The sequence below is a fragment of the Agrobacterium sp. V1 genome (assembly GCF_030518355.1).
GTDB classification, from domain to species: Bacteria; Pseudomonadota; Alphaproteobacteria; order Rhizobiales; family Rhizobiaceae; genus Agrobacterium; species Agrobacterium cucumeris.
The window spans coordinates 706,765-732,925 of record NZ_JAULSF010000002.1 but is presented as its reverse complement, the minus strand read 5'-3'; the positions used below and the strand labels follow the sequence as shown (position 1 = coordinate 732,925).

General features: G+C 58.0%; 17 protein-coding genes. 8 read left to right on the top strand and 9 right to left on the bottom strand.

The window, feature by feature from the left end:
• Positions 1-75: 75 nt before the first annotated feature.
• The 4 genes from QSV77_RS17445 to QSV77_RS17430 form a co-directional block, all read right to left on the bottom strand.
• A complete protein-coding gene (locus QSV77_RS17445; RefSeq protein WP_302734445.1) occupies positions 76-1,299 on the bottom strand; it encodes an amidohydrolase/deacetylase family metallohydrolase in 1,224 nt (407 codons plus the stop codon).
• Position 1,300: 1 nt separating this feature from the next.
• On the bottom strand, positions 1,301-2,176 hold the full coding sequence (locus tag QSV77_RS17440; RefSeq protein ID WP_065117645.1) for an ABC transporter permease: 876 nt from the start codon (positions 2,174-2,176) through the stop codon (positions 1,301-1,303).
• On the bottom strand, positions 2,176-3,117 hold the full coding sequence (locus tag QSV77_RS17435) for an ABC transporter permease (RefSeq protein WP_302734444.1): 942 nt from the start codon (positions 3,115-3,117) through the stop codon (positions 2,176-2,178). The genes QSV77_RS17440 and QSV77_RS17435 overlap by 1 nt, the downstream gene beginning before the upstream one ends.
• Before the next feature lie 209 nt (positions 3,118-3,326).
• Positions 3,327-4,853, bottom strand: coding sequence for an ABC transporter substrate-binding protein (locus QSV77_RS17430; RefSeq protein ID WP_269699444.1), 1,527 nt, complete (start codon positions 4,851-4,853; stop codon positions 3,327-3,329).
• A gap of 435 nt (positions 4,854-5,288) precedes the next feature.
• On the opposite strand from QSV77_RS17430, the gene QSV77_RS17425 reads away from it, so the two are divergent.
• From QSV77_RS17425 to QSV77_RS17390, 8 genes are all read left to right on the top strand, one after another.
• Positions 5,289-6,413, top strand: coding sequence for a glycosyltransferase family 4 protein (locus QSV77_RS17425; protein ID WP_302734442.1), 1,125 nt, complete (start codon positions 5,289-5,291; stop codon positions 6,411-6,413).
• Positions 6,414-6,722: 309 nt separating this feature from the next.
• A complete protein-coding gene (locus QSV77_RS17420; protein WP_302734441.1) occupies positions 6,723-8,459 on the top strand; it encodes a type I secretion system permease/ATPase in 1,737 nt (578 codons plus the stop codon).
• The gene (locus QSV77_RS17415; RefSeq protein WP_302734440.1) at positions 8,452-9,765 is read left to right on the top strand and encodes an HlyD family type I secretion periplasmic adaptor subunit; all 1,314 of its coding nucleotides are present in this window, start codon (positions 8,452-8,454) and stop codon (positions 9,763-9,765) included. The genes QSV77_RS17420 and QSV77_RS17415 overlap by 8 nt, the downstream gene beginning before the upstream one ends.
• A 190-nt stretch (positions 9,766-9,955) precedes the next feature.
• A complete protein-coding gene (locus QSV77_RS17410; protein ID WP_269699441.1) occupies positions 9,956-10,918 on the top strand; it encodes a rhizobiocin in 963 nt (320 codons plus the stop codon).
• A gap of 149 nt (positions 10,919-11,067) precedes the next feature.
• Positions 11,068-12,117, top strand: a complete 1,050-nt coding sequence (locus QSV77_RS17405) for an acyltransferase family protein (protein WP_302734438.1) — start codon at positions 11,068-11,070, stop codon at positions 12,115-12,117.
• A gap of 383 nt (positions 12,118-12,500) precedes the next feature.
• The gene (locus tag QSV77_RS17400) at positions 12,501-13,697 is read left to right on the top strand and encodes a polysaccharide biosynthesis/export family protein (RefSeq protein WP_302734437.1); all 1,197 of its coding nucleotides are present in this window, start codon (positions 12,501-12,503) and stop codon (positions 13,695-13,697) included.
• A 397-nt stretch (positions 13,698-14,094) separates the two neighbouring features.
• Positions 14,095-15,381, top strand: a complete 1,287-nt coding sequence (locus tag QSV77_RS17395) for an efflux RND transporter periplasmic adaptor subunit (RefSeq protein ID WP_302734436.1) — start codon at positions 14,095-14,097, stop codon at positions 15,379-15,381.
• The gene (locus QSV77_RS17390) at positions 15,378-18,518 is read left to right on the top strand and encodes an efflux RND transporter permease subunit (RefSeq protein ID WP_302734435.1); all 3,141 of its coding nucleotides are present in this window, start codon (positions 15,378-15,380) and stop codon (positions 18,516-18,518) included. Before QSV77_RS17395 ends, QSV77_RS17390 begins: the two co-directional genes overlap by 4 nt.
• A gap of 61 nt (positions 18,519-18,579) precedes the next feature.
• On the opposite strand, the gene QSV77_RS17385 is transcribed toward QSV77_RS17390, so the two are convergent.
• The 5 genes from QSV77_RS17385 to QSV77_RS17365 all read right to left on the bottom strand — a co-directional run bounded on the left by QSV77_RS17385 (position 18,580) and on the right by QSV77_RS17365 (position 26,112).
• Complete coding sequence (locus QSV77_RS17385; RefSeq protein ID WP_302734434.1) at positions 18,580-19,155, bottom strand: invasion associated locus B family protein; 576 nt, start codon at positions 19,153-19,155, stop codon at positions 18,580-18,582.
• Positions 19,155-23,294, bottom strand: coding sequence for an autotransporter domain-containing protein (locus QSV77_RS17380; protein WP_302734433.1), 4,140 nt, complete (start codon positions 23,292-23,294; stop codon positions 19,155-19,157). The genes QSV77_RS17385 and QSV77_RS17380 overlap by 1 nt, the downstream gene beginning before the upstream one ends.
• Before the next feature lie 237 nt (positions 23,295-23,531).
• Complete coding sequence (locus QSV77_RS17375; protein WP_142842818.1) at positions 23,532-24,056, bottom strand: flavin reductase family protein; 525 nt, start codon at positions 24,054-24,056, stop codon at positions 23,532-23,534.
• Positions 24,057-24,061: 5 nt separating this feature from the next.
• Positions 24,062-24,955, bottom strand: a complete 894-nt coding sequence (locus tag QSV77_RS17370) for an aldo/keto reductase family oxidoreductase (RefSeq protein WP_142842722.1) — start codon at positions 24,953-24,955, stop codon at positions 24,062-24,064.
• Positions 24,955-26,112: an LLM class flavin-dependent oxidoreductase gene (locus tag QSV77_RS17365; protein ID WP_065117634.1), complete on the bottom strand. Its 1,158-nt coding sequence runs from the start codon at positions 26,110-26,112 to the stop codon at positions 24,955-24,957. Before QSV77_RS17365 ends, QSV77_RS17370 begins: the two co-directional genes overlap by 1 nt.
• Between the last annotated feature and the right edge of the window lie 49 nt (positions 26,113-26,161).

Sequence of the window (26,161 nt, the reverse complement as noted above, 5' to 3'; positions counted from 1 at the left end):
ATTCCTCATAATGCCGGGACGGGTATCCCGTAATGTCTGCGGAAGGCGGAGCGTGCCCCGCCATTCCATTCGGGTTCAGCGCCAGGAATAACCATGGCTGTGGCGCACCAGCTTGCGCGCCCTTGGAATATAACGGCTGGCGGCAATCGCTTCCGTGCCGATGACCGCGTAACGCGGCTCGAACAGACGCGTCAGGCGCGCCACATCGCCATTTGAATCGGTCGCTTCCAGATCGGAATCCACGAGATCGAAAATGGTGAAGTCGGCGCGCTGACCAACATCGAGACGGTTTTCCATATCGAGGCGGATGACGGAGGCCGGATTGCGGGTAACGGCCTCGATGACATTTTCGAAGGGCATATCGACCGACAGCAGCTTCGACATGGTCGTCGCCAGATCCCAGACCGGGAAATTCATCGAATGGCCATGCAAATCCGTCGAGATCGAGAACGGCAACAGGCCGCGTGCAATTGCCGCTTCCGCCACCTTGAAGGAGAAGGAGGCGCCGCCATGGCCGATATCCAGCCGGATGCCTTCACCGGCGCAGCGTTCGGCAAGGTTGAACAGGTCCTCGTCTTCCATGATGCTGGAGCCCGACTTGCCGTTGAAGCAATGGGTCACGACATCACCGGGGCCGAGAATTTCCAGCACCTCGTCATAAAGTGCGGGCGGTTCGCCCACATGCACCATCATCGGCACTTTCAGGATCTTGGCGATCTTCTTGCCGAGCTTGACCGGCGTCACACCCCAGGAGCCGGTGATGACATGGCTCGCCCGCACCTTCAGGCCGACAATATGCTCGCTGTTTTCGGCGTAACATTCGAGAATGCGATCAAGGTCGATATCCTTGATGTCGCGCAGTTCCGGCACCCGGTTGCAGGCGACAAGGCCGATGGAACCAAGATTGAGGAAGGCCTTGATGCGCTCTCTCGAGGGCTCGATGATATATTCACGGAAACCGTGGAAATTCGCCTCGCCCGCCGAACCGGCATCCACCAGCGTCGTGACGCCGCGTTCCGCCCCGCATTCGGAGGGGCGGATGGAGATATCGGTACCCCCGTGCCAGATGTGCACGTGCAGATCCACCCAGCCGGGCGAGATGAAGGCGCCCTTGGCATCGATACGCTGTGCATCCGCAGGCGCCTGCAGGGCAGCGCCTACCGCGGCGATCTTGCCGTCGCCGCCGATCAGAATATCGGTCGAGGCCTGGGACGCCCCCTTTCCGAAACCGACGGGTTTGACATTGGTGAGAAGAATGGGAGCTTGAAGAGGCGCTTTCGCCTGTTCGCCGGACGTCATATTACAAATCCCTTCGCAGTCTTGGGTCGAGCATGTCCCGCAGCCCGTCGCCGACCATTTGCAGCGACAGCACGGAAAGAATGATGGCAAAGCCGGGGAAATAGGTCATCCAGTCAGCCTGACCGATATATTGGCGGCCAGCGGAGATCATGGTTCCCCAGGTGGGTATCTCGGGGCTAACACCGAGCCCCAGAAAGGAAAGGCCCGCCTCGGCCAGCATGGCGCTGGCGAAAAGGAAGGTGCATTGCACGAGGATGGGCGAGACCAGATTGCGCAGCACATGACGCGTCATGATGTGGAAGGTGGAAATGCCAAGCGCCTTCGCCGCCTCCACATAGGGCAACTCGCGGATTACCAGCGTCGAGGCGCGAACGATGCGGGCAAGGCGCGGCGAATAAACGACTGCAAGCGCGATGATGACGGTGGTCAGCGACGGGCCGAGTGCCGCCACGAGCGCAATCGCCAGCAGAATATCCGGAAAGGCCATCATCGCATCGATCAGGCGCGCAATCGGCGTATCCAGCTTCTGGAAGAAACCGGCGAGCAGGCCGAGCGTGATGCCGATCAGCGCCGAAAGCGCCACCACGGCGGCCCCGACCAGAAGTGACAGTCTTCCGGCATAGATGGTGCGGGAAAACACGTCGCGGCCGAACTCGTCGGTGCCGAACCAGTAAATTTCGCTCGGCGGCTTCAGGCGGTTCACAATCGACAGTTTCGACGGCGAATAAGGCGCAATCATCGGCGCGAAAACGGCAAGCAGCACGAAGACAACGAGAACGATGAGACCGGCAGCGACCGTCTTGCGCTTCAACAGGCGCCGAATGAACAAGATGGTCGGGTTGCGCGCCGGCGGGGTGGTGGAAACAATATCGGCCATCAGTAACGAACCCTCGGATCGACCAGCAAATAAAGCATGTCGATTGCAAAATTGATGAGCACGTAAAGCCCGGCGATGATGAGAAGCGCACCCTGAATGACCGGATAATCCCGCCGGAGTACGGCTGAGACGACAAGATTGCCGACGCCCGGCAGGCCGAAGACGGTTTCCGTTACCACTGCGCCGGAAATCAGCACGGCGGCGGTGAGGCCAAGCACGGTGAGAATGGGAATGAGCGCATTCTTCAGCGCATGTTTCATCACCACCCGGCGCTCCTTGACGCCCTTGGCTCTGGCGGTGCGGACATAATCGTCACCGAGAACATCCAGCATCGAGGCGCGGGTGAAACGCAGAATGAGCGCGGAGGAAACGAGGCCGAGCGCGATGGCCGGCAAGGTCAGGTGATACATGCGCTCCATGAAGCTGGCACCCGGCCCGCCATAACCCGAAACCGGAAATAGATCGAGCCGCACGGCAAAGACCTGCATGAGGATGAGGCCGAGCCAGAAGCTTGGAATGCTCGCCGCCAGCATTGCAATGGTGGTGGCCGCCTGATCCACGAAGGAACCGCGCCGGTAAGCGGCGTAGATGCCGATGGGCAGCGCGATGACGCTGGCAATCAGCAGCGAAAAGATCGTCAGGAAGAAAGTCGGCTCCGCCCGGTCCAGCAGTGCCGATCCAACCGGCATGTTGAGAAAGATAGACTGGCCGAGATCACCCTTCAGCAATTGGCCGATATAATAGACATATTGCACGCCGAGCGACTGATCGAGACCGAGCCGGGTGCGCAGCTCCGCAATATCCTGCGCCGTGGCATCCGGCCCCAACATCACGGCGGCCGGATCGCCGGGTGTAACGCGCAGGATGACGAAAACGATGGTGACGACGAGGAACATCACCACGATCATTCCCGCAAGTCTTTGGAAAATATACCGTATCACGTATCAAGGCTCCGAAGCGGGTGATAGGCCGCGACCAGGCGACGGTTGAGTTGGTTTACGTAAATGCCGACCGCATTTTTCCGTCATGCCGGACTTGATCCGGCATCCAGCCACCACGCGTCCGCGTGGTGAGAGAGTCTCTTGCGATCAAGGACTTGACCGCGCTGGACCCCGGCTCAAGGCCGGGGTGACGGCGAGCGGTGCCGGTCTTATTTCGTGACCGAAGCGTTCCAGAAATACGGCCACGGAGCCGGGTCGACACCATCAAGCTTGTTGGACTTGGCCGCTGCGGCATTGAAGTCACCGATCTTGATGAGCGGCAGCTCGGCATAGATCGTCTTCTGCACGTTGGCCCAAAGCGCGAGGCGTTTTTCCGGATCGGCTTCCGACGTGAAGGCGTCAACTGCCGCCTTGCGTGCCGGCGTATCCCACCAGCCCGGCGAGCTGGTGGACAAAGCTCCCATCAGCGCCGGTTCCGGCAGGAAGGGGCTGTGGCTGATATAGATGTCCCAAAGCTTCGGATCGGCGCGGCGCTGCGTCAGCGTCGCCCAGTCCACCACCTGCATATCCACCTTGAAACCGGCGAGCTTCAGATATTCCGCCGCAACCTGCGCCATCTTGTAATGGAACTCGTATTGGCGGCTGGTTAGGATGCGCAGCGGCTCGCCATTATAACCGGCTGCCTTCAGTTTTTCGGCGGCGGCTTCCGGGTTGCCGACATTATAATTGCCCTCGACACCCTCTTCCGTGTGCCAGGAGAAATTGTCGGGGTAATAGGCGCCGTCCAGCGCGTAGAAATCCGTGCTGCCAAAAGCGGCTGCGAGCATGTCTTCCATATTCAAGGCTTCGGTCACGGCCTTGCGGACCTCGAGCTTGGAAGCAAGCCCCTCCTTGGTGTTGAACACGAAGACCGGGAAACCGAATGGTTTCAGCATCATCGGCTGCGAGGCCGACGAGGACTTCACCTTGTCGAAGGATTCCACCGGAATGGAATCGACATAGTCATATTGTCCGGAAACAGCAGCTTCCACGCGGGTATTCGGATCAGGCACCGGAACGAAGCGGATTTCATCGAGATACTGATGGCGTGCGCCACCATAACCATCGCTTTCACCGTCACGGGATTTGTAGCCATCGAACCGCACGAGCTGGATATATTGGTCCGCCTTGCGTTCCTTCAGCATATAAGGACCGGTGCCGACAAATTCGGCCATCGGCTCCGCCTGTTTTTCAGCCGGCAGAATGATGGCGGCGGAGTTGTTGAAAGCCAGAAGCGAGGTCAGCGGCGCATAGGCCTGCTTGAGGGTGATCGTCACCGTTCCGGCATCGGGCGCGGAAATATTGTCGATGAAACCGGCGGCCTGCTTGCCGCGCGAGGCGATCTTCATCCAGCGGCCGAGCGAGGCGACGACATCTTCCGAGGTCATGTCGCTGCCATCATGGAACTTGATGCCCTGGCGCAGCTTGATCGTGTAGGTTTTGCCATCCGCACTGATTTCCGGCAGACTTTCGGCCAGAAGCGGCGTCACCTTCCAGCCCTTGTCGAAGGTGTAAAGCGTTTCGAAAATATGCTGCGTGACGATGCCGACCAGATCGGCGGTCGAGGCCATGGGATCGAGTGTCGGCGGCTCGCCGATCGTCGCGACGTTGATGACGCCACCCTTCTCCGCGGCCATCATCACACCCGGCGCCAGCAACAGCGCGGCGGTGGCGAGAAATGCAATTTTACGTCTCATGTTGAAGCTCCCAGCTTTTTTTATCAACTCGATGTTCCATTATTATGTTATATGCATCTTTATAAGAGAATATCTTGATAAGACGCCTTGTCAATGACCTCGTGGCGAGATCTCGGAATTCATGGGTTGAGGAACCAGCAGGAAATCTTTGCCAGCGTTAAAACCAAGCTTTTGGGAATGACGGCCACATCTTCCGGGCGAGACAGAAGAGAATTAACAGGTCGGGATATTTCGCATTTGCGAACAAACTGCTATTGAAGATCGAACCAAGACCAGTTTTCGACCGACATCGCTTAGCATTCCTATTATTTTTATATCATTCCGTCTCCGGCAGCCGCTTTTTCAGGACTGGAGACAAGCAGGCCATTCTATACCGCCGAGTTTTTTCCAGGGCGGATTATAAATTTTTATTACGTTGAAATTATTGAGGAAATTATGAAGACGGCAATCGTCCATGACTGGCTCACCGACCGAGGTGGGGCTGAAAAGGTGCTTCACAACCTTCTCGAAATCTATCCTCACGCGGATCTTTATTGTCTTGTCGATTTCATGAGCGAGCGCGACCGGGGTTTCCTCGGCGGGCGGCCCGTCAACACCTCTTTCATCCAGAAACTGCCCTTCGCCCGCAAGAAATACCGTTCCTATTTACCGTTAATGCCGCTTGCCATCGAACAATTTGATCTCAGCGGCTACGATCTGGTGATCTCCTCAAGCTATGCCGTCGCCAAGGGTGTCATCACCGGTCCGGGCCAGTTTCACGTCTCCTATATCCACAGCCCCATCCGTTATGCCTGGGATCTCCAGCACCAATATCTGAAAGAAACAAAACTCAATCGCGGCTTCGCCTCATGGATTGCGCGCGCCATCCTGCACTATATTCGCATGTGGGATATACGCACCGCCAACGGCGTTGACCTGATGACGGTCAATTCCAAATTCATTCGCAACCGGGTGCGCAAATGTTACGGGCGCGATTCAACGGTGATCTATCCGCCGGTGGACACCTCGCATCTGTCTCCTTCCGAATGGAAAGGCGACTATTTCGTTACCGCGTCGCGCCTTGTGCCCTATAAGAAGGTGCACCTGATCGTCGAAGCCTTTGCGAAGATGCCCGAAAAGCGCCTCGTCGTCATTGGCGACGGGCCCGACATGAAACGTATTCGCGACATCGCCGCGCCCAACGTTGAGATCCTTGGCTTCGTCGGCAATGAGGAGCTTCATAAATACATGGCGGAAGCCAGGGCCTTCGTTTTTGCGGCAGAAGATGACTTCGGCATCGTACCGGTGGAATCGCAGGCGCTCGGAACACCGGTCATCGCCTATGGCAGAGGCGGCGTGCTTGAAACGGTCATCCCGCTCGGCGCTTCAAACCAGCCGACGGGCCTCTATTTCGGCGAACAGACACCGGAAGCGATCTGTGCCGCCGTGCAGGAATTCGTCGACAATTCCGAGCGCTTCGACAAGAACGCCTGCATCAACAATGCCGCCCGCTTCTCACGGGAACGTTTCCTGCGGGAATTTGCCGATACCGTGAATTTTGCACTGGCGGAACGGGCCTGAACGTCAACGACCCGTTGCGCGGCTGAAGACCGAGCCCCGCCGATCGATAATGCTAAACCGCTGGCGGCACGCCTGTTAATGACCGCACCGAAGTAGATCTGGATCAGCGATCCCGCCTCAGCGCGAAGTATTTAAATATCGAGGATGCATACACAAAGGCCAGCCCTAATTATTAGCCGGATTTATTGTTGCAGGTTGCCCCCGCGGCACTAATCCTAAGATGCCTTAATCGGTTTATCCAGTTCATTCTCAAACAGCATTGCCTAATTTTATTTATTGTGCGATTTTCGCGCAGTTTTAGGTGTTGATATGTTTTTATTTAATTCTTTTTTAACAAAAAATAGGCGCGCTTTTTTTGCTGTTGGCCTTGCCAGTGCGCTGATGAATATTCTTAATCTTTCCGGCTCGCTCTTCATGCTGGAGGTTTACGATCGCATTTTGCCCAGCAAGAGCATCCCTTCGCTTGTCGCGCTGGTCGTTCTCCTCATCATCCTTTACGCCTTTCTGATGGGCTTTGATGTTTTGCGCAGCCGGATATTGGCGCGTATCGCCGATACTATCGACGACGCGCTCAATCAGAAGCTTTTCAGGGCATCGATCGGCGCTCCTCTTCTTGCCTCCGCCAAGATCGATGGCTTGCAGATCGTCGGCGATCTCGATCAGATACGTCAGTTTTTGTCCGGTCCGGGCCCCGGAGCATTTTTCGATATTCCCTGGCTCCCCATCTATCTGCTGATCTGTTTTGCCCTGCATCCGTGGATCGGCTTTGCCGTGCTTGGCGGCGCCGTCATTCTCGTCATCTTGACGCTTTTGACCAATTGGCTCACCGAAAAGGCGACCAAACAGGCTTATGCCGCGCGTGGGCAGAGAAACACGCTCGTGGGCAACAGTCAGCGCAATATTGAATCCATCAGGACAATGGGGATGATGGGTGCGGTGACCTCGATGTGGAGCGATCTGCACTCCCAATATCGTGCAGTCACCCTTTCGACCTCCGATACGGCGGGCATGCTTGGCGCGATATCGCGCACATTCCGCCTGCTGCTGCAATCCGGCGTCATGGCAATCGGCGCCGTGCTGGTCATCGAGGGCAATGCATCGGCGGGCAGCATCATCGCAGGCTCGATCCTTTCGGCAAAGGCGCTTGGCCCCGTCGAACATGCGATAGCCAACTGGCGCAGTTTCATGACGGCGCGACAGGGTTGGAAGCGCATCAACGAATTTCTTGAACTGGTGCCTGAGCCGCCGCCGCCACTTTCTCTGCCGCGGCCGCAATATACCGTTGCCGTCGATCGTGTGACTGGTGGGCCGCCGAGTGCTGCGCGCGATACGGTTGCCGATATTTCCTTTACGCTGAATGCTGGCGACGGGCTTGGTATCATTGGCCCAAGCGCGTCCGGAAAATCAACACTGGCGCGCCTGATGACGGGGATCTGGCCCTATGAGCGCGGTTCCGTGCGCTTCGATGGCGCAGCGTTGAACCAATGGGATTTCGAGGTTCTCGGCAAATCCATCGGTTACATGCCCCAGCAGGTGGAGTTGATGGCGGGAACCGTCGCGCAGAATATCGCACGATTTGACCCTGATGCGACAGCGGAAGCAATCGTTGCGGCGGCCAAGGCGGCTCAGGTTCATGACCTGATCCTGAGCCTGCCCAGCGGCTACGACACCTATATCGGCGATCGTGGCGAGGCCTTATCGGGCGGGCAGAAGCAGCGCATCGGCCTTGCCCGCGCGCTTTTCGGCGAACCGTTTTTTGTGATTCTGGATGAGCCAAACTCCAATCTGGACAGCGAAGGCGAGATGGCGCTGCGCAATGCAATCGGCGACATCAGGGCGCGGGGCGGCATTGTTGTCGTCATCGCCCATCGTCCCAGCGCCATCGAAAGCGTCAATCTCGTGATGGTCATGAGCGGCGGCCGGATGCTGCGCTTCGGTACCAAGGAAGAAGTGCTGGCGCAAATCCTGAGGCAAAACCTGCATCAGGTACCGGCAGCGGAGGAAGAAACGCGCAGGATCGAAAACCGGGTGGGCGAAAATGGTTGAGCAGGAAAAAGCCGGCGTCACGAATGCGTCTCTCGTAAAGCATTCCGCCGCAGTGATGGTTCTCGCCATCGGCCTGCTCGTCGGCTTGGGCGGCTGGGCAGCCATGGCAAAGCTTGCCGGCGCAGTCGTCGCCACGGGACGGGTCGTCGTCGAAGGCAACTCCAAGAAAATCCAGCACCTTTCCGGCGGAATTGTCAGCGAGATCAGGGTCGCCGAAGGCGACAGGGTCGATGCAGGGCAGATTTTACTGCGGCTGAGCGACACGATCGTTCAGGCCAATTTATCCATCGTGGAGAACACGCTCGCGCAGCTTTATTCGCGCCGTGCCCGCCTGCGCGCCGAAATTACCGAGGCCGCGTCTTTCACCGTGCCGGAAGATCTGGTGGAATTGACCAATCCGAAATCCGCCAGGACATTCATCGACAGCGAACAGGGGCTTTTTAACAGCCGCCTCAGCGCACTGACCGGCATGAAAAAACAGCTGGCAACGCGCAAGGAGCAACTTCTTGACGAAGCGCGAGGCATGGGCGTTCAGGTTGAGGCAACCGAAAACGAGCTTGCCATCGTCAAGGAGGATGTTTCCAAGACGCAGGAACTTTACAGCAAGGGGCTCGTCACGCTTCAGCGGCTCAATCTCTTGAAGCGGCAGCTTTCCAACCTCGAAGGCCAGCAGGGCCAATATATGGCGGCCCGCGCCCAGACGGTGGGCAAGATGAGTGAAATGGACCTGCAGCTGCTGCAGCTCGACGAAGACCGCAAGTCTGAAGTTACCAAAGACCTGACATCGGTCGAGGCAACGGTCGCCGAATACGAAGAACGGCTTGCCGCAACACGCGATCAGCTGGATCGCCTTGATATTCGTTCACCGATCGCCGGGCGTGTCTATCAGCTTTCCGTGCACAATATAAATGGCGTCATTCAGCCGGGTGAAGTGCTGATGCTGGTGGTGCCGGAGAAAGACGACCTTGCAATCGAAGCGGACATACTTCCGCGGGACATTGACCAGATTTACGTCGGCCAGCCGGTCACCATCCGGTTCACGGCCTTCAACCAGAGCACGACACCTGATGTCGTTGCCGAAGTCGCCGTCGTCGCTCCCGATCTACAGATGGATTCCCGAACCGGGGCCTCCTTTTACACCCTGCGGATCAAACCGGATAAGATCGGGATGCAGCATCTTCCGGGCGGAAAACTGTACCCGGGAATGCCGGCGGAAGTCTTCATACAGACGAGTGAGAGAAGCGTTCTGTCCTATTTCGTGAAACCGTTTCAGGACCGACTTAATAAAACGTTCATACAGGAATAAGCTTCTTTATGCTGCAGGTTATCCGAATGAAAACATTCACAAAATATGCGGGTAGACACTCAGTATAGTTAAAAATAAGCGTAAATTAGTCTCTTGTTTTATTATTTTTTATGGATTAAATATCGTAGGCATTGCTAAGTTTAGAGTAAATTTCAATTCATTTCAGTCTCAAAATTTATAGGAGAGTAACATGGCATTAACTGTCACTTTCGGTAATGGCGGCGCTTCGACGGTTTCGTCGCTCACCAATCTCATCGATCAGGAAGCTTACAAGCTCCTCACGGAATCGACGACGCAGACCAAGAACGGCTCCTCGCTCAATTCCGGCGTCGTTGATGTCGGCGCCGTTTCGGTTCCCGGCAGCAGCGTGGGCGGCAAGGTCGATGTTGGATACGACGCCAGCACCAACAGCTTCAATTTCGACGTGACGTCGGCATGGAACTCGGTGAAAAACGTTCTCGCCAAGTCCGACTCCGCAGAAAACCTTTCGTTCAAGGATTTCGTGCAGGTTGACGTTCACCTTGGCGGCACCACCGCTTCCAACGTTGAAGTTCTCAATGCCAAGCGTGGTAATATCTCCACCGGCTCGGGCAATGACACGGTCACCCTCTCACTTCTTTCGAACGACAAAGCCTGGGTAAACGCCTTCAACATCGACACCGGTGCCGGCAACGACACCATCATCGTCAAGGCCGGCTCTGCCCTTAATGATCTGTCTTCGGCGGGCGCAGGCGGCGTTGCTGCCGGCACCAATGTCGTAAACGGTGGCAAGGGCATCACCGACGGTAGCGCAACCTCTGTCACGATCAACGCTGGTGACGGCAACGACACGATCGATCTTAGCGGCGTCAAGCTCGCTTCGTCGCTGGTAACCGGTGGCAAGGGCATCGATCACATCATCGCCAGCGGCGGTGCCGATACTTTCGTGTTCAATCTCGGCGACATGGCCAAGAGCCTTGCGACCGACTCCATCAGTGGCTTCAACGCCAGCGTGGACAAGCTCAAGCTGGTTGGCACGACAATCTCGGACTGGACGCTGTCGAACTTCGGCGACGACACCGTCCTCGACTACAATGTGGACGGCGCGCACAAGGGTGAAAAGATCATCGTTTCGGGTGTTCACCTTACCGGCAGCGGCTGGTTCACCGCATAATTCTCTCAAAGAGAATTTGCATTAGCAGCGCCATTGCCTAAAATGATCGTGGTCCGGATCGTATATCCGGACCACGATTTTTTTGTCCTGAAATTTCTCATTCTCTTTTGAACTTTTAGATTTTATCAAAAACTTTTCAGAGCACCGAGATGGAACAGAAAAAGTCGCGCGACAATAGTTATGATGTCGCCAAAGGTCTGTGCATGATCCTTGTGGTTTTCGGTCACGCGGAAAGGGGACTAAGCGTTTCCGGCGCACCACCGCAATTCAGCCTTCTGGGATTTTTCGACTACACGATCTATACTTTTCATATGCCGTTTTTTTTCTTCGTTTCGGGGCTGTTTTTCTCATCCGGCAAAACGACGGACCCCAGAGATTTCCTGGGCAAGCTGGGAAAAAATATCGCTTATCCCTATCTGTTCTGGTCGCTCCTGCACGGCAGCCTCATGGTTGCCATGGGGCGTCTCGGCCTCACAAATACGGTCATTGATTTTACCAGAATTCTCGAAATCCTGTGGAATCCGATCAGTCCATTCTGGTTTCTCTACGCGCTGTTTTTCTGCCAGCTCGCATCCTTTGTTTTAACACAGCTATCCGCGCTAGTCCGCCTGGCACTCGCACTTGTTCTTTTCACACTGCTTTATTCACTCGGCCATTCCGTCCTGTGGGATATCGCCTACGGCTTCGTGTATTTCACACTCGGCATCGTCGCGAAACAATATGGTTTTCAGCAGAGACGATACGATACGCGCTCATTTCTCGGACTGCTCGCAGCCTTTGCAATTTCAACCTATTTGTCATGGCAAGCCGAGATTCCCGAAAGGCTCCCTTTTATCTCCGCCGTTCTCGGCATCTTTCTGGTGATCGCACTATCGCAAATTCTCGCGAGGAGCGAAAACGCGATATCGTCCGTATTTGAAACGCTTGGGAGACTGTCTATCGGCATTTATGTCATGCACATCATCGCCATCGGCTTTGGCCGGGCTGTCGCAGTAAAACTGTTTCAGGTGACAGATATGGCAAGCCTTCTGGCAATAACGACAATCATCGGTGTTGCGCTGCCGGCCATCGTTCAAATGGCCGCCATCCGCCTTGGCATCCATGAGTGGCTGGCATTGCCCGCCTCGGCCCATAGAAGATCAAACGACATCACACCGTCTTTCGGGCGCATCCGCAAAAAGCTGAAAAAACTTTCGTAAAACAAATAATTACCAATTCGTGATATCAAGACATAAAGAAACTTCGCAAGCGTGACAAAACTGCACTAGCGCAATGCAGCAATCGAAGAGATTATGGCTCTGACTGAATATTAAAAGCAAAGACATCAACGCTCCTTTGAACCACGAATGTGCGCGATTGCAGCTTTCTGGCACAGATGATCGGTGAATGAACTTGAAGCATCGCCTAGAATTGGGCATATGCCTGATGCGGGCAGAAGCAGTTTCTAAATACGATTCTGCTGAAGCAATGTAATACCGGTGGAGTTTCCTTTACCGGATCTGTTTATGACGTGTCTATTTTTAAAAATTATACGATGTCCGGACTGTTTTACTTTTCGGACGAAATTCATTTTGAGGACCAAATGCGTTTATTGAATGTTTCGATTCTGCTTGCCTCCGCAGCACTGACAGGCTGCACGGTCACAGCGGCGTCCGGGCCTGATGCGGCGTCAATCGAATCCAACGCTTCGGTAAAATTCGGTTCCAAGGACAAGCAGAAAACCGCAGGCGTCGACTACGCGCTGATCGACATAAACAGTTCCGTCCTGAATTATGTCGGCGATACCACGACAACGACCCTGCTCGGTAGCTTCGGCGGTGGCAAGGGCGGTGTGCCTGCGCTGCCAATGGGTGTCGGCGACGTGGTGCAGGTGGCGATCTTCGAAAGCCAGGCGGGTGGTCTGTTCATCCCGAGTGATGCGGGCAGCCGCCCAGGCAACTTTATCAGCCTGCCCAACCAGACGGTGGATCGGGAAGGCAATATCAGCGTGCCCTATGCCGGCAAGATCCGCGCGACCGGCCGCAATGTCGAGGATGTGCAGAGCGAAATCGAGGAGCGACTTGCCAACCGCGCCATCGAACCGCAGGTTCTCATCACCAAGATTTCCAGCCGTTCGGCGCAGGCTTCCGTGCTTGGCGATGTCAAGGAGCCGACAAAGGTCCAGCTGTCGGAAGCGGGCGATCGCGTTCTTGACGTGATCTCCTATGCCAAGGGCCTCAGCGCGCCCAATATCGAATCCTATGTAACGCTGATCCGCCGCGGCAAGACTGCGCGCGTCAACTATAATCACCTCGTCAGCACGCCGACCGAGAACATCTATGTGGTTCCGGGCGACACGATCATGGTGGAGCGTGAGCGCCGCACCTATCTCGCCTTCGGCGCTTCCGGCCTCAACGGCCGTTTCGAATTCGAGGACGCCGATCTCAAGCTTTCGGATGCGCTCGGCAAGGCGGGCGGATTGCTCGATTCCCGTGCGGATCCGGCCCAGGTCTATGTCTATCGCACCGTCAAGCGCGAGCTTCTGGTCAAACTCGGCATCAATACGTCCAAGTTCCCCGGGCAGGACGTTCCGGTCATCTTCCGCGCCAATCTGCGCGATCCCTCCACCTTCTTCGCCAGCACGAAATTCCCGATGCAGGATCGCGACATCATCTACGTCACGAATTCGCAGGCAACCGAACTTTACAAGTTCCTCGATCTCGTCGGCTCCGTTCCCGCAACGACGGGCAATGTGGCCGAGGATGTACTTGCGACGCGCAATGCCATCCGGGCCTTCTGACCCATGGCATCGCCCCGCTGACACCAAAGCCGCCCCGGAAACGAGGCGGCTTTTTTGGCTGAAACCATTAGCGGGAATTGTCTGCCGGTCAGGGTGCATATCGACGACATTCCGCTCCAGCAACTGACGGCACCGGTGAACGCAGATGCTGATCGTGGAGGCAGAGGCCGACGCTCAGGCAGCGGCTGTCGCGTGGTAAGCCGGCGACCGGCAGCGATCAAGAACCGCCACACCCCCTGCTCCGCAAGGCGTAGCGCCGTGGCCATTGTCGCCGCCATTACAAAAGTTTAAGGTGATTTCGCAGCGCAATGGGTATCTTCTGGGTGGCAAGCTGCTCCCAAGGCTTGCCGCACATGTTCGGGAAACATGTATCGCTCTCATTATGCGGAATCGTCAGATGAAACGTTTCTGGACCGCCCTCAGCGTTCTTGCCATCGCAGCCATCGGCGCGTGGTATTTCAAAGACCGCCTGCCCCTCGATCAAATTCCCTATCTCAAGCAATTCGCCAGCGTCTCGCAACAGACGGCCCCTGCCACGGCTGATACCAGGGCGCAGCACGCACAAAACGGCCAGGCCGCCCCACAACAGGGCCAAAGACAGGGTGGCGGGCGGCGCAATGGCGGACCGCCCACCGTCAGCACCATCGCCGTCGACAAGGCGACGCTGCCGATGGATGCCATGGCGACAGGCTGGGCGGTTGCCGCCGATATTACCAATATCGCCCCGCTTCAGGCCGGTCTCGTCACGGAAATCGCGGCAAAGGACGGCCAGCATATCAAGGCCGGTGATCTGATCCTGAAAATGGATGACCGCATCGCCCGCGCCGCCGTCGACAAGGACAAGGCCAATATTGCCGCCGATCAGGCGACGCTCGATCAGGCCGAGGCGGCTTTCCAGCGCGCCGCCAATCTGGTCAAGCAGAATGCCGAAGCCCAGCAGGTACTGGATCTGGCCAAGGCGGCGCGGGATTCGGCCAGCGCCAAGATCGGTGCTGACCGCGCGGCACTGGCCGCCGACCAGGTGACGCTTGAGAATATGGAAATCCGTGCGCCCTTTGACGGTCGGCTGGGCGATATCAGCGTCAGTCCCGGCGCTTATCTCAGCGCCGGCGTCAATATCGTGACGATCACGAAATACGACCCCATCGATGTCAGTTTCCGTCTGTCCCAACGTTATCTGCCGCAATTGCGCGAAGGCCTCGAGAAGGGCGCAACTGTGGATGTAGACCCGGCGGCAACCGGCGGTGAAGCCATGCAGGGCGTACTGCGCTTTTACGACAATACGGTGGACCAGACCTCCGGCACCGTACTGGTGAAAGCCGAATTCAAGAACGATCGCGGCCTTTTATGGCCCGGCCAATCCGTCAACGTCACAGCCCACTTCGTCTCGGATGAAGAGATGATCGTCGTGCCGACGGTTGCGGTTCGGCCGGGGCCGAAGGGAAGTTTTGTCTATACCGTCGATGAGAACCACCGTGTTCATATGACAACGGTCGAAGTCGCCCGCTCGAACGGCGATCTCACCGCCATCGCCAGCGGCCTGTCCGGTGGGGAACATGTAATCATCGAAGGCCAGTCAGAACTCGCCGACGGCCAGCAGGTTGTCGAGCAGTTTTCCGACAAGGGTGGCGCGGACGGCAATCTGGCCGCCAATGTTCCGCAGGAAAAGGCTGGTACCCCATGATCTCGAATTTCTGCATCAACCGGCCCGTCGCAACCACCCTTCTCGCCATCGGCCTCGTGCTAGCCGGGCTGGCCGGTTTCCGTCTGCTACCCGTCGCCGCACTGCCGAAGGTCGACTTTCCGACGATCAGTGTCTCGTCGTCGCTATCAGGCGCTTCGCCGCAGACCATGGCCACGTCAGTCACCACGCCGCTGGTCAAGCAGTTCGAGACCATTCCGGGCGTCAGCGAGATCAGCGCCACCAATACGCTGGGCAACAGCTCGATCGTGCTGCAATTTGACCTCAACCGCGATATCGATGCGGCGGCTGCCGATGTTCAGGCCGCTATTTCGCGGGCGCAGCGGCAATTGCCAAGCAACATGACGACGACGCCGAGCTACCGCAAGTCCAACCCCGCCGATGCACCGGTGCTGTTGCTGGCCATCAACAGCAAGGAACTGCCGACCAGTAAGGTGGATGAGATTGCTGAAGATATCATCTCGCCGCTGCTTTCCACCATTTCCGGTGTCGCCCAGGTCAGCGTCTATGGTGCACAGACCTATGCCGTGCGCATCGGCCTGGACCCCGCGCAGCTTCAGGCACGCGGGCTCGGCGTCGATACCGTTACCAATGCCATAGCCCAGGCGAATAATCAGGTGCCCGTCGGCGCCCTGCAGAACGACAACCAGCGCCTGACGATCGAGGCCGACACCCAGCGCACCGATGCGGCGACCTTCCGCACCCTGGTCGTGGCGACGAATAATGGCGCGCCCATCCATCTCGGTGACATCGCCAATGTTACCGACAGCATCGACAACACCAATGCCGGCAGCTGGTTTGACGGCGAACAGGCGATCATCCTTGCCGTACAGCGACAGCCGGACGCCAATACCGTCGACGTTGTCGATGCCATCAAGGCCAAGCTGCCGGCACTTCGCCAGCAATTACCGCCCTCGGTGAATATCAACGTCATGAATGACGCCTCGACCGCCATCACGGATGCGATCTCCGATGTCCAGTTCACGCTTTTCCTCACCATCGGGCTGGTCGTCGCGGTCATCTATCTTTTCACCGGCCACCTGACGGCGACCATCATTCCGGGCCTTGCCGTACCTTTGTCGCTGATCACCGCCTTCGGCGCCATGTATGTGCTGGGTTACAGCATCGACAATATCTCACTGCTTGGCCTGACATTGTCCGTGGGGCTGGTGGTGGACGATGCCATCGTCATGCTGGAAAACATATTACGCCTGCATGAAAAGGGGCTGACCATGCGGGAAGCTGCCCTTCAGGGGGCGGCGGAAGTCAGCAATACCATCCTGTCCATGTCCATCTCGCTGGTCGCCGTGTTCATTCCCATCCTGTTGATGGGTGGGGTGATCGGCAGGCTCTTCAACGAATTCGGCATGGTCGTCACGCTCGCGATCATGGCCTCGGCGCTGGTGTCGCTGACGGTAACGCCGATGCTCGCCTCGCGCCTTTCCGGCAATTCGTCCAGACCGCCAGCCATCGTTCGGTGGTTCGATGCCGGCTTCGAGCGCACACTGCGTGGTTATGGCCGTGCCGTCGGCTGGTGCCTCTCCCATCGTCGTGCGGTTCTGGCTTCGTTTCTGGCCTCGATTGCCGCCTCACTCTATCTGTTCGAGACCCTGCCCTCCAGTTTCTTCCCGCAGGAGGATATTGGCCGCCTTTCCGTGTCGACGCAGGCGCGCGAGGATATTTCCTATACTGCGATGCGGGACCTTCAGGCACAGGTCGCCGACCAGATCCGCAAGAACCCGGCCGTTGTGCATGTCACCTCCATTGTCGGCGGCAACTCCCGCAATCCGCTGAACAACGGTTCGATGTTCGTTGAACTTAAGCCCAAGGAACAACGCGCGCCGCTCAGCCAGATACTGGCGGAACTGGGGCAGGCCACATCGAAAGTGGCGGGCATCCGCACTTACATCAATCCGCAGCAGAGCCTGCGTTTCGGCGGGCGCAGTTCCGCCAGCCAGTATCAGCTCGTCGTTCAGGGCCTGAATGCCGATACGACCAATGACTGGTCTAACAAGCTGATGGAAGCGATGCGCCGCGACCATACGTTCACTGCCGTCACTTCCGACGCCCAGAACGGCGCCATCGCCGCAACAATCACCGTCGATCCGGAAAAAGCCGCCGCCTTCGGCATCACCAATGACCAATTGCGCAAGACGCTGGAAATGTCCTTTGGCGGTTATACGGCGGCGCAAATCCAGTCGACCGGTGACAGCTATGATGTGATTGTGGAGTTCGACAGTTCGAAACAGTGGAATGATGATTTCCTCAGCGATATCAATATTCTCTCGGCCAAATCCGGCGTTCTGGTTCCGCTTTCCAATTTTGCTGCCCTCACCCGCACCCAGGCACCGGTCACCATCAACCAGACAGGCCAGCTCGTTTCCACGACGATTTCCTTCAACCTGCCGGATGGGGTGGCGTTGTCCGATGCCACCAGCCGGATCGATCAGCTCAAGAGTACGATCGGCCTGCCGCAGGACGTTTTCACCAGCTATGGGGGCACGGCGGCCATATTCCAGCAAAGCCAGGGCAATACCGGCATCCTCATTCTTGCGGCGGTGCTGACCATCTATGTGGTTCTCGGCGTTCTCTATGAGAGCTTCATTCACCCCCTGACCATTCTGTCCGGCCTGCCGGCGGCGGCCTTCGGCGCGCTGGTGGCGTTGAAGGTGATGGGCATGGATTTCTCGATCATCGCACTTATCGGCCTGTTGATGCTGATCGGCATCGTCAAGAAAAACGCGATCATGATGATCGATGTGGCGGTGGAACTGATGCGCGAAAAGGCCGAACCGCCCGTCACCGCCATTCACGAAGCCTGCGTTCGCCGGTTTCGGCCGATCATGATGACGACCTTCTGCGCGTTGCTGGGCGCGCTGCCAATCGCGCTTGGCTCGGGTGCCAGTTCGGAACTGCGCCAGCCGCTCGGCGTCGCCGTGGTTGGCGGCCTTATCGTCTCGCAATTGCTGACGCTGTTCATCACCCCCGTTATCTTCGTGGAAATGGACCGGTTCGGCAATTTCCTCGCCGGTCTGTTTTCCCGCAAGAAATCAGCCGGGAAGCACGCCGAGCCGCAAAAGCCGGAGGGTGAAGGCGAGCCTGATTCCGTCGCTGCCTAGACCATTTTGATTTTACGCGTTGTCCGGACGTAAAAGCGTTTCCGCTTTTACTGGAAACGCTCTAACGCAGATTTCCGAGGCGCTTCAGCGCCTCGGAAAAACCTGCCGCCTGCAACTGGAACGACACCGTGCGGCCCTGCAGATCGGGGGCTTCGATCGTCAATGTCTTTCCCGCCTCAAGCGCCGAGACAAGCTCGACAAAGGGCGTGAAGGACACGATGCAGCCGACGGGCAGGCAGGTGCTGACCTGCACTTCCTGCAGCCGCACAGTTCCAGATTTCACCGAAAACAACTTTGTGACGGCAAGGCCGAAAGGCATGACGATGGTGCCGGACAATTTGTCCGGCATTTTCGGATCATCAATCCGGAATTCGACCGAGACGACAAGCTTGCGGGTTTTCTCCTCAAGCTGCACCTGGGCTATGGCGCAGGCCGGCTTTTCCGTCGCCACTGAAGCGTTCGGGTCGGCCTCGTCGTTTTTCGCTTGCGCCGCGCAGGCGAGCTGCCAGCTTCCATAAACCTCGTGCATGGGCGCAGCAACCTTCGCTGCCTCCTGCGCAAGCGCACTCGCTGCAACACTGGCGAAGAGGAAGGCAGCGAGGGTTGTCTTCCCAACCAAGTTTTGACCACGCCTCATCAAAAACGGACTCCCAGTTCGGCAGAGGCGGATTGATCCAGCATGCCTGCTCCGAAAACAGCGCCATAACGGAATGTCAAAGTGGCGGCAGGATTGAGGTCGTAGCGCAGTCCCAGATTGATCAACGCCACATCCTGCGCCATCGCCGCACTTGTAACGGAAAAGCCTTGGCCACCCGTGTAGAACAAGGTGCTCTCAACCGCCGGATCGCCATAGGCATGACGCCAGCCGATATCGAACATCGCCTGCCCAGCCATGCCCTCAAATGCGATATCACGGCTGAAACGCGCACCAAGCGTCGAATAAAGCTGGTCATGGCTGGCGGAGCCGGAAGAAACGGCGGCCATGCCGCCCTTCTCGCCGAAGGCATCCGACCGTGTGTTCACATAGCTGATATTGGCATAGGGCTCAAACTGGACGAGATCAAAATCGAAACGCCAGGCGGCCTCGGCAAAGACCTGCGTGGTGGAGGCGTCATAGCCGGCGGTCAGATTTTCCTGCAATGTCGAAAACGACACCGCCCGGCGGGTTTCGACGTCCTGAAAAGCGTGGATCGCTCCGAGGCGCAGCGAGGCCGGGCCAATTGCCCCGCCCGCATAGGCAGCCGCATAATAGCTGTCCACATCCGCCGACGCCAAAAAAGACTTCTGGCTGATGACATCACGGCCATAACCGGCAGCAACACCGGCGCGCCAACCGTCGCCCCAATCACCATCGAGACCAAAAAAGACGCCGCCACCCTTCATACTGACCGACGAGCCATTGCCATCGCCATCGATATGTCCGCGCGACCCGAAACCATTGGACCAGAAAGTGAGGGAGCCTTCATCGATATTCATCGGATCCGATGCACCCGCCCTTCCGACAGAGGGCAGGATCGGACGCGCACCGATACCCTTGAAGGCGCTGCGCAGCCGGTTGAGAATAACGTCGCGGGTCAACTGACTGCGGTTTATCAATGCCATGGCAAGTGAAGGATGCAGTTCACCGGCAAGCTGTGAGAAGGCGGATTGCGTTTCGCCGTCCTGCAGAAACAACGCCGCCTGATAAAGCGAGGAAGCCTCCCCAAGCGCCTCGACGGCCTTGGCGGCGCTGCGCGCGTTATCCGACGATGTTGCAGCAGCAAAAAGCCCGTTCTCCGATGATGCCCGATTGAAGGAAAGATAGGCGTTGCCGTTATCTGCGCTCTTTGTGACACTCGCAATTACGTAAGCGAAATTATCATCCACACCGGAAAATGTGCCAACAATACCGCCCGTCGCCGTCAGGATTCGATATTGGGTGTCGAGACTGTAGGCCGTATAGTTTGAAAGCGGTGTGACGACGAGACGGACATTGTTATCGATGGTGATGGCGCCATTGACATCAAGCCTGTCGGAACTGCCTGATGCGTCGATTTCGACCGCATAGGCCGAGCCGCTGGCGAATGTCACATCGCCCGTGGAGGTGAGCGTGCCGATGGAATTGCCGGGCGAAAGCGTGCCGCCCGAGGCGACGGTCACGCCGCCGATGGTGCCGGACCCGCCGAGCACCGCACCGCCGCCGACCGAAACCACGCTTGTGAGTGATCCATTGACGCTGAGCTTGCCCGACGAGACCTCGGTGGGGCCTGAATAGGTGCTGTTTCCGGAAAGGACCAGATTGCCCTCACCGGTCTTTTCGAAAGCACCGGTGCCGCTGACGACATTCGAAAACGTACCGGCACCGTCTACGTTAAGTTTCGCATTATTGACGATGTTCCCCGAGCCGAAGCTTTTTGCGGTTCCCGTCAGCGCGCCGGCCGAAATAGTGGTGCCGCCGGCATAGCTGTTGTCGCCGGCGAGAAGGAGATTGCCGTTGCCCGTCTTTTCAAACGAGCCGGAACCGCTGATGACATTGGAAAGCCTGCCGGCCCCATCCACGACGAGCTGCGCATTATTGGCGATCTCGCCCGAACCGAAACTGGTGGCGGTTCCCTTCAGGGTGCCAGCCGAAATCCTCGTTCCACCGGAATAGCTGTTGTTGCCGCTGAGCGTCGTGACGCCGTTTTTGGCATTGATCCGGCCAGCGCCGGAAATATCCGCGGAAAGTTCGTAGTCGCTTTCCGAGTGGTTGAGGACGATGCTGCCGTTGCCGGAACCGAAGGCAATCGCATTCGCCTCAACCTCCCCGGCAGAACGCGCCGTCTGCCCGGCGGCAGCGCCGATATTCAAAACGCCGGTGGAACGCGCCGCCGATGCGATCACGATGGTCGTCGCGGCAAGGGAACCGCCGCCCGTCACCTCCACCATGCCGCTGCCGCTTTTCCCGATAACGAGGGTGTTGCCGATCTCCGCGTGTGAGCCCGCACCGACGACCTGCAATGCACCGTCCGAACCGGCCTCCGCGCCGAGAAAAAGCTGATTGGCATTCAGGGAAGCGCCATTGAATACCGTTACGGAGCCGCTGCCGGAGCGGCCGATATTCATGGAGCCGGAACCGGCAAGATTGTTATCGACCGCAACCGTGACATTCGAGCCGGTGCCTTCGATGGTCATTGTGCCGGAAGAACCGGCAAGTTCGCCCAGGGTTATCTGCCGTGCCTCAATGCCGCCGCCGGTACTGACCACCACCTCTCCCTCGGCATCATTCTGATATCCAACGAAGAGGGTCTTCGCCACCGTCCAGCTCGATCCGCCGCCGTCGACGATCACGGAAGATCTCGAACCGCTAAGTGTTGCGACATAACCGGTATCGCTGTCGACGGAGCCGCCCGCATCGATCTGCAGCGAGCCCTCGCCGGCATTGCCGACATGGAGATTTCCGGAATTGCGCAGGGCGCTCCCCGAACCGGAGATACTGGCGGAGCCGACGCCGCCGGCATTTACCCCGAGAACCGTATCGACCGCTTCGACAAGCCCGCCGCCGGTTATTGTCAGGCGGCCTGTGCCGTTGACGCCAACGCCGAGACTGCCACTGCCGACCGTCCATACGGAACCGCTGCCATCCACGCCAACATTACCCGTCGCACCCGCGGCATTGCCGAGACGCGCGGATGCACTGTCCACCGCGCCTCCCGTCTTCACATTCAGCGTGCCATAACCAGCCATTCCCACCGGGTCTGACGCATCGCCGCCAATCTGCAAATCACCCGTCGTCCATTGCGTGCCGCCGCCGGTTACATCCACCACGGCAATCGAATGGCGGCCGATGGTGACGGCGCCGCTGGTGACGGTCGCGGCTGTACCGACAGCCATAGTGGCCGCGCCCTCATTGCCGACAACCAATGTGCCCTGGGTTTCCAATACGGAACCAGCGCCATCTATCCTGAGCCCACTTCCATCCGATGACCCCAGATTGCCAACGACCGTTTTGCCCTGGCTGATCACCACGCCCCCGCCAGCGATGGAGAAAGAGGCTAGTCCGCCACCGCCGATGATCATATCGCCGGAGCCTGTCACTGTGCTGCCGGCACCCTCCACTGACACGGTCCCCATGGAACCAACTCCGTTGGCGACAACCAGTCCGCCGGTGGTAAACTCGCTTGCGCCCAGCACCTCCAGCAAACCGAAGCCGCCATAACCCACGAAAACGGTGCCGGAATTGTCAAAGCTGGACGAATTGTCCAGTTTGACGGTGCCATATCCCAACCCGTCCTTACCGACGTAGATATTTCCCGCAGACGTGGCCGAACTTCCACTGAGTGAAAGCTCACCGACGCCGCTTCCGCCCACGGTTATATCGTCGGTATTCGACCAGGTTCCCCCCGAAAAGTTCAATTTTCCGGTAACGCCGGCGTTGTAGCCAATGTCGCTCCCGACTGTCGTCAGGCCGCCATTGACTGAAAGCGAGCCATCGGTGTCGATCCCGATCAACAGATCTGAGATATCGGCATGCTTCCCCGCTGCAATCGTCGGCCCCGCGGAATTGAAGCCGGCAGTATCGTTTGGTCCAGGAACTCGCGTATAGCCGTACCAGTTGGAGGGCAAGAACCAGTCGTCCGTGGATGATCCAACCCAGACGATCGTTTCCGCCAGCGCGGGTGACGCGAGTGCGGCGGAAAACATCAGGGCAAAAAGGCTCGTCGAGCCACGCAGAGAGCACCAGGATACGGGCGCTGGCTTCAAGGGCGCCTTCTGCGGATCTTTCTCTTCAGAAACACCACAGAACCAACCGGACATCCAAGCTCCCTCACCGGCGTATTACGCCGCCCTGCCCTGACCGGCGAATCACTGTTTCAGACAAATCAATTAGCCCACTCTGAAAGATAATTGATAGTATAAACAGCATAAAAACTGCTCTGAACGTCTGCGTAAATATAAAATGGAGCGTGACAGGCACGCTCCATGAAATAGTTGGAAAGATTGTTTGAGCCGCAGAATTTTTGCCGAAAACCGAAGCAGAAACGGCAGTTTCTACTACTGCCGGGAAAACCGCCCAAAGGCTCCACCTGAAAAGCACAGGGGGTCGCCATCACGGTGTGCGGCGCGCAAAACCTCGCCGACGATGATGGTGTGGTCGCCCGCATCATGGGCGGCGGCCTGCCGGCATTCAAACCGGGCGAGCGTTCCGGGAATGACCGGCACACCCTCATCGTTCAATTCCCAGTCCAGATCGTCAAAGGCACGGCCATTGCGGGTGAAGCGGGCGCTCAGCACGTCCTGATCGGCGCTCAGCACATGAATGGCGAAATGGGTGGCACCGCTGAAGGCCTGATAACGCGACGAGTTTTTGGCAGGCGACCACAGCACCAGCGGCGGATCAAGCGATACCGACGCGAAGCTGTTGACCGTCATGCCGATCGGTCCGTCCGGCGTCGTTGCCGTCACAACCGTAACCCCCGTCGTGAAGGCGCCGAGCGCGTTGCGAAAGCTGCGGCTGTTTTCGCCGCCGGGAACAAATACATGCTCATTGGGCATTTTGATCGCCTCTGCCATTGCCACTGTCATCACGGCACCTCGTTTCCGATTGCGAGTGTATAAAGCTCAAACCATGTCTGGCGGTCGATCGTGACGCGAAGCGCATCGGCCGCCGTTTTGATGCGCTCGATATTGTTGGTGCCAAGCACCGGCACGATCTTGGCCGGATGGCGCAAAAGCCAGGCGATGGCGACAGCGGTGGCATCCACGCCCTGCTCCTTGCCGATGCGCTGCAGCGCCGCCATCGTTCCACCATGGGCGCCGGAAAACAGCGAGCCGCCGCCAAGCGGTGACCAGGCCATCGGCGAAACGCGCTTTTCCTGCAGGAAAGCGAGATCACCATTGGTGAAACTATCCGTGGCAAGCAGGCTCATTTCGATCTGGTTCGTCACCAGCCGGTTTTTCATGGCCGATTGCAGCAGCGAGAAATCCCATGGCCGGAAGTTGGAGACACCAACGGCCTTCACCTTGCCCGACGCCACCAGTGCGTCGAGCGCCTTGCCGGTTTCCTCCGCATCAACAAGCGGATCAGGGCGATGAATGAGCAAGAGATCGACATAATCGGTTCCCATGTCGCGCAGCGACGCCTCGACCGAGGCATTGATATGGCCAGCCGTCGTATCATAGTGCTTGACGCGGGCGGCGGAGTGACGTCCGGCCGGTGCGACGATGCCGCATTTTGTGACGATCTCTATTTTGTCGCGCAGTCCCGGAGCAGCCTTGAGGCCGTTACCCAGAATGGCTTCCGCCGTGTATCCGCCGTAAATATCGGCCTGATCCATGGTGGTGATGCCCTGCGCCAGGCAGGCTTCGATCTTGGCCTGCACATGGGCGGGCGACGTGTCCTTATCGTCACCGATGCGCCACATGCCATAAACGATGCGGCTGAGTTCGAGTTTGTCGGAAAGAGCGATGCGTTCCATCAGTGGCGTTCCCCGTTGCCGAGCGGCGTGGCAGGCGTTTCAGAAGGCACCCGGCCGTAAGCATGCGGCAGGGAGCAGGTTTTCATCTGCGGCAGAACCTTGGTGCCGAAGTGTTCCGCCTCATCAATATGCGGATAGCCGGAAAGAATGAAGGCGCGAATGCCCATCTTCTGGTATTCCTCCAGCGTCGACAGAACCTGATCCGTCGAACCGACGAGAGCCGCGCCGCAGCCGGAGCGCGCCCGACCGATGCCGGTCCACAGATTGGGTTCGACATAACCGAACTTGTCAGCCAGTTCGCGGGCACGCGCCTGATGCGACACGCCGAGCGAGCCGCTGTCATGGGCGCGGTTGCGGATCAGCTGGCCATATTCGTCATCGAGCTTCGAGACAAGATGCTCCGCATATTCGCGGGCTTCCTGTTCGGTATCGCGCACCACCATGTGGACGCGCAGGCCGTAATCCAGCGTGCGGCCATGGGCGGCTGCACGTTCATTGGCGGCGCGCATGCGGTCCGCCAGCTGGTCCTTCGTCTCAGGCCACATCAGATAGACGTCACACTGCGCGCCACAGAGTTCCAGCGCATCCGGCGAATAACCGCCGAAATAAAGCAGCGGTCCGCCATTCTGCTGGTAAGGCCGTGCCGGCTCGGTGGAGACGCCCTTGAACTGGTAGATTTCACCGTCATGGTCGATGGTGTCGCGCGTCCAGGCCTGACGCAGGATCTCAACGACCTCGTGGCTGCGCTTGTAACGAAACGCACTATCGGCCACTTCTCCGGGAAAATCGGAGCTGATGACGTTGAGCGTCAGGCGGCCCTTCAGCATGTGGTCGAGCGTCGCCACAGTGCGCGCCAGCATGATCGGCTGCATCTCGCCGCAGCGGATGGCCGCGAGGAAATTGATGCGGTCACTGATCGGCGCACAGCCTGCAACGAAGCTCAGCGTATCCTGCCCGACCTGATAGGATGACGGGCAGAGGATGTTGCGGAAACCGAGTTCCTCGGCCTTTTTGACGATATCGGAGCAATGGTCGAAGCTGGAGCGCAGGCTGCCGTCTGGCACGCCCAGATAGGCGTAATCATCGGAGCACAAAGCGGAAAACCAGGAGACCTCGGCAGCATCGAGATCAGCGGATGTAACGGGTACGACGGTCATGCAATTCCTCCTCAGGGCCGCTCTTGTTTTTCTTGCATAACATCAAGAA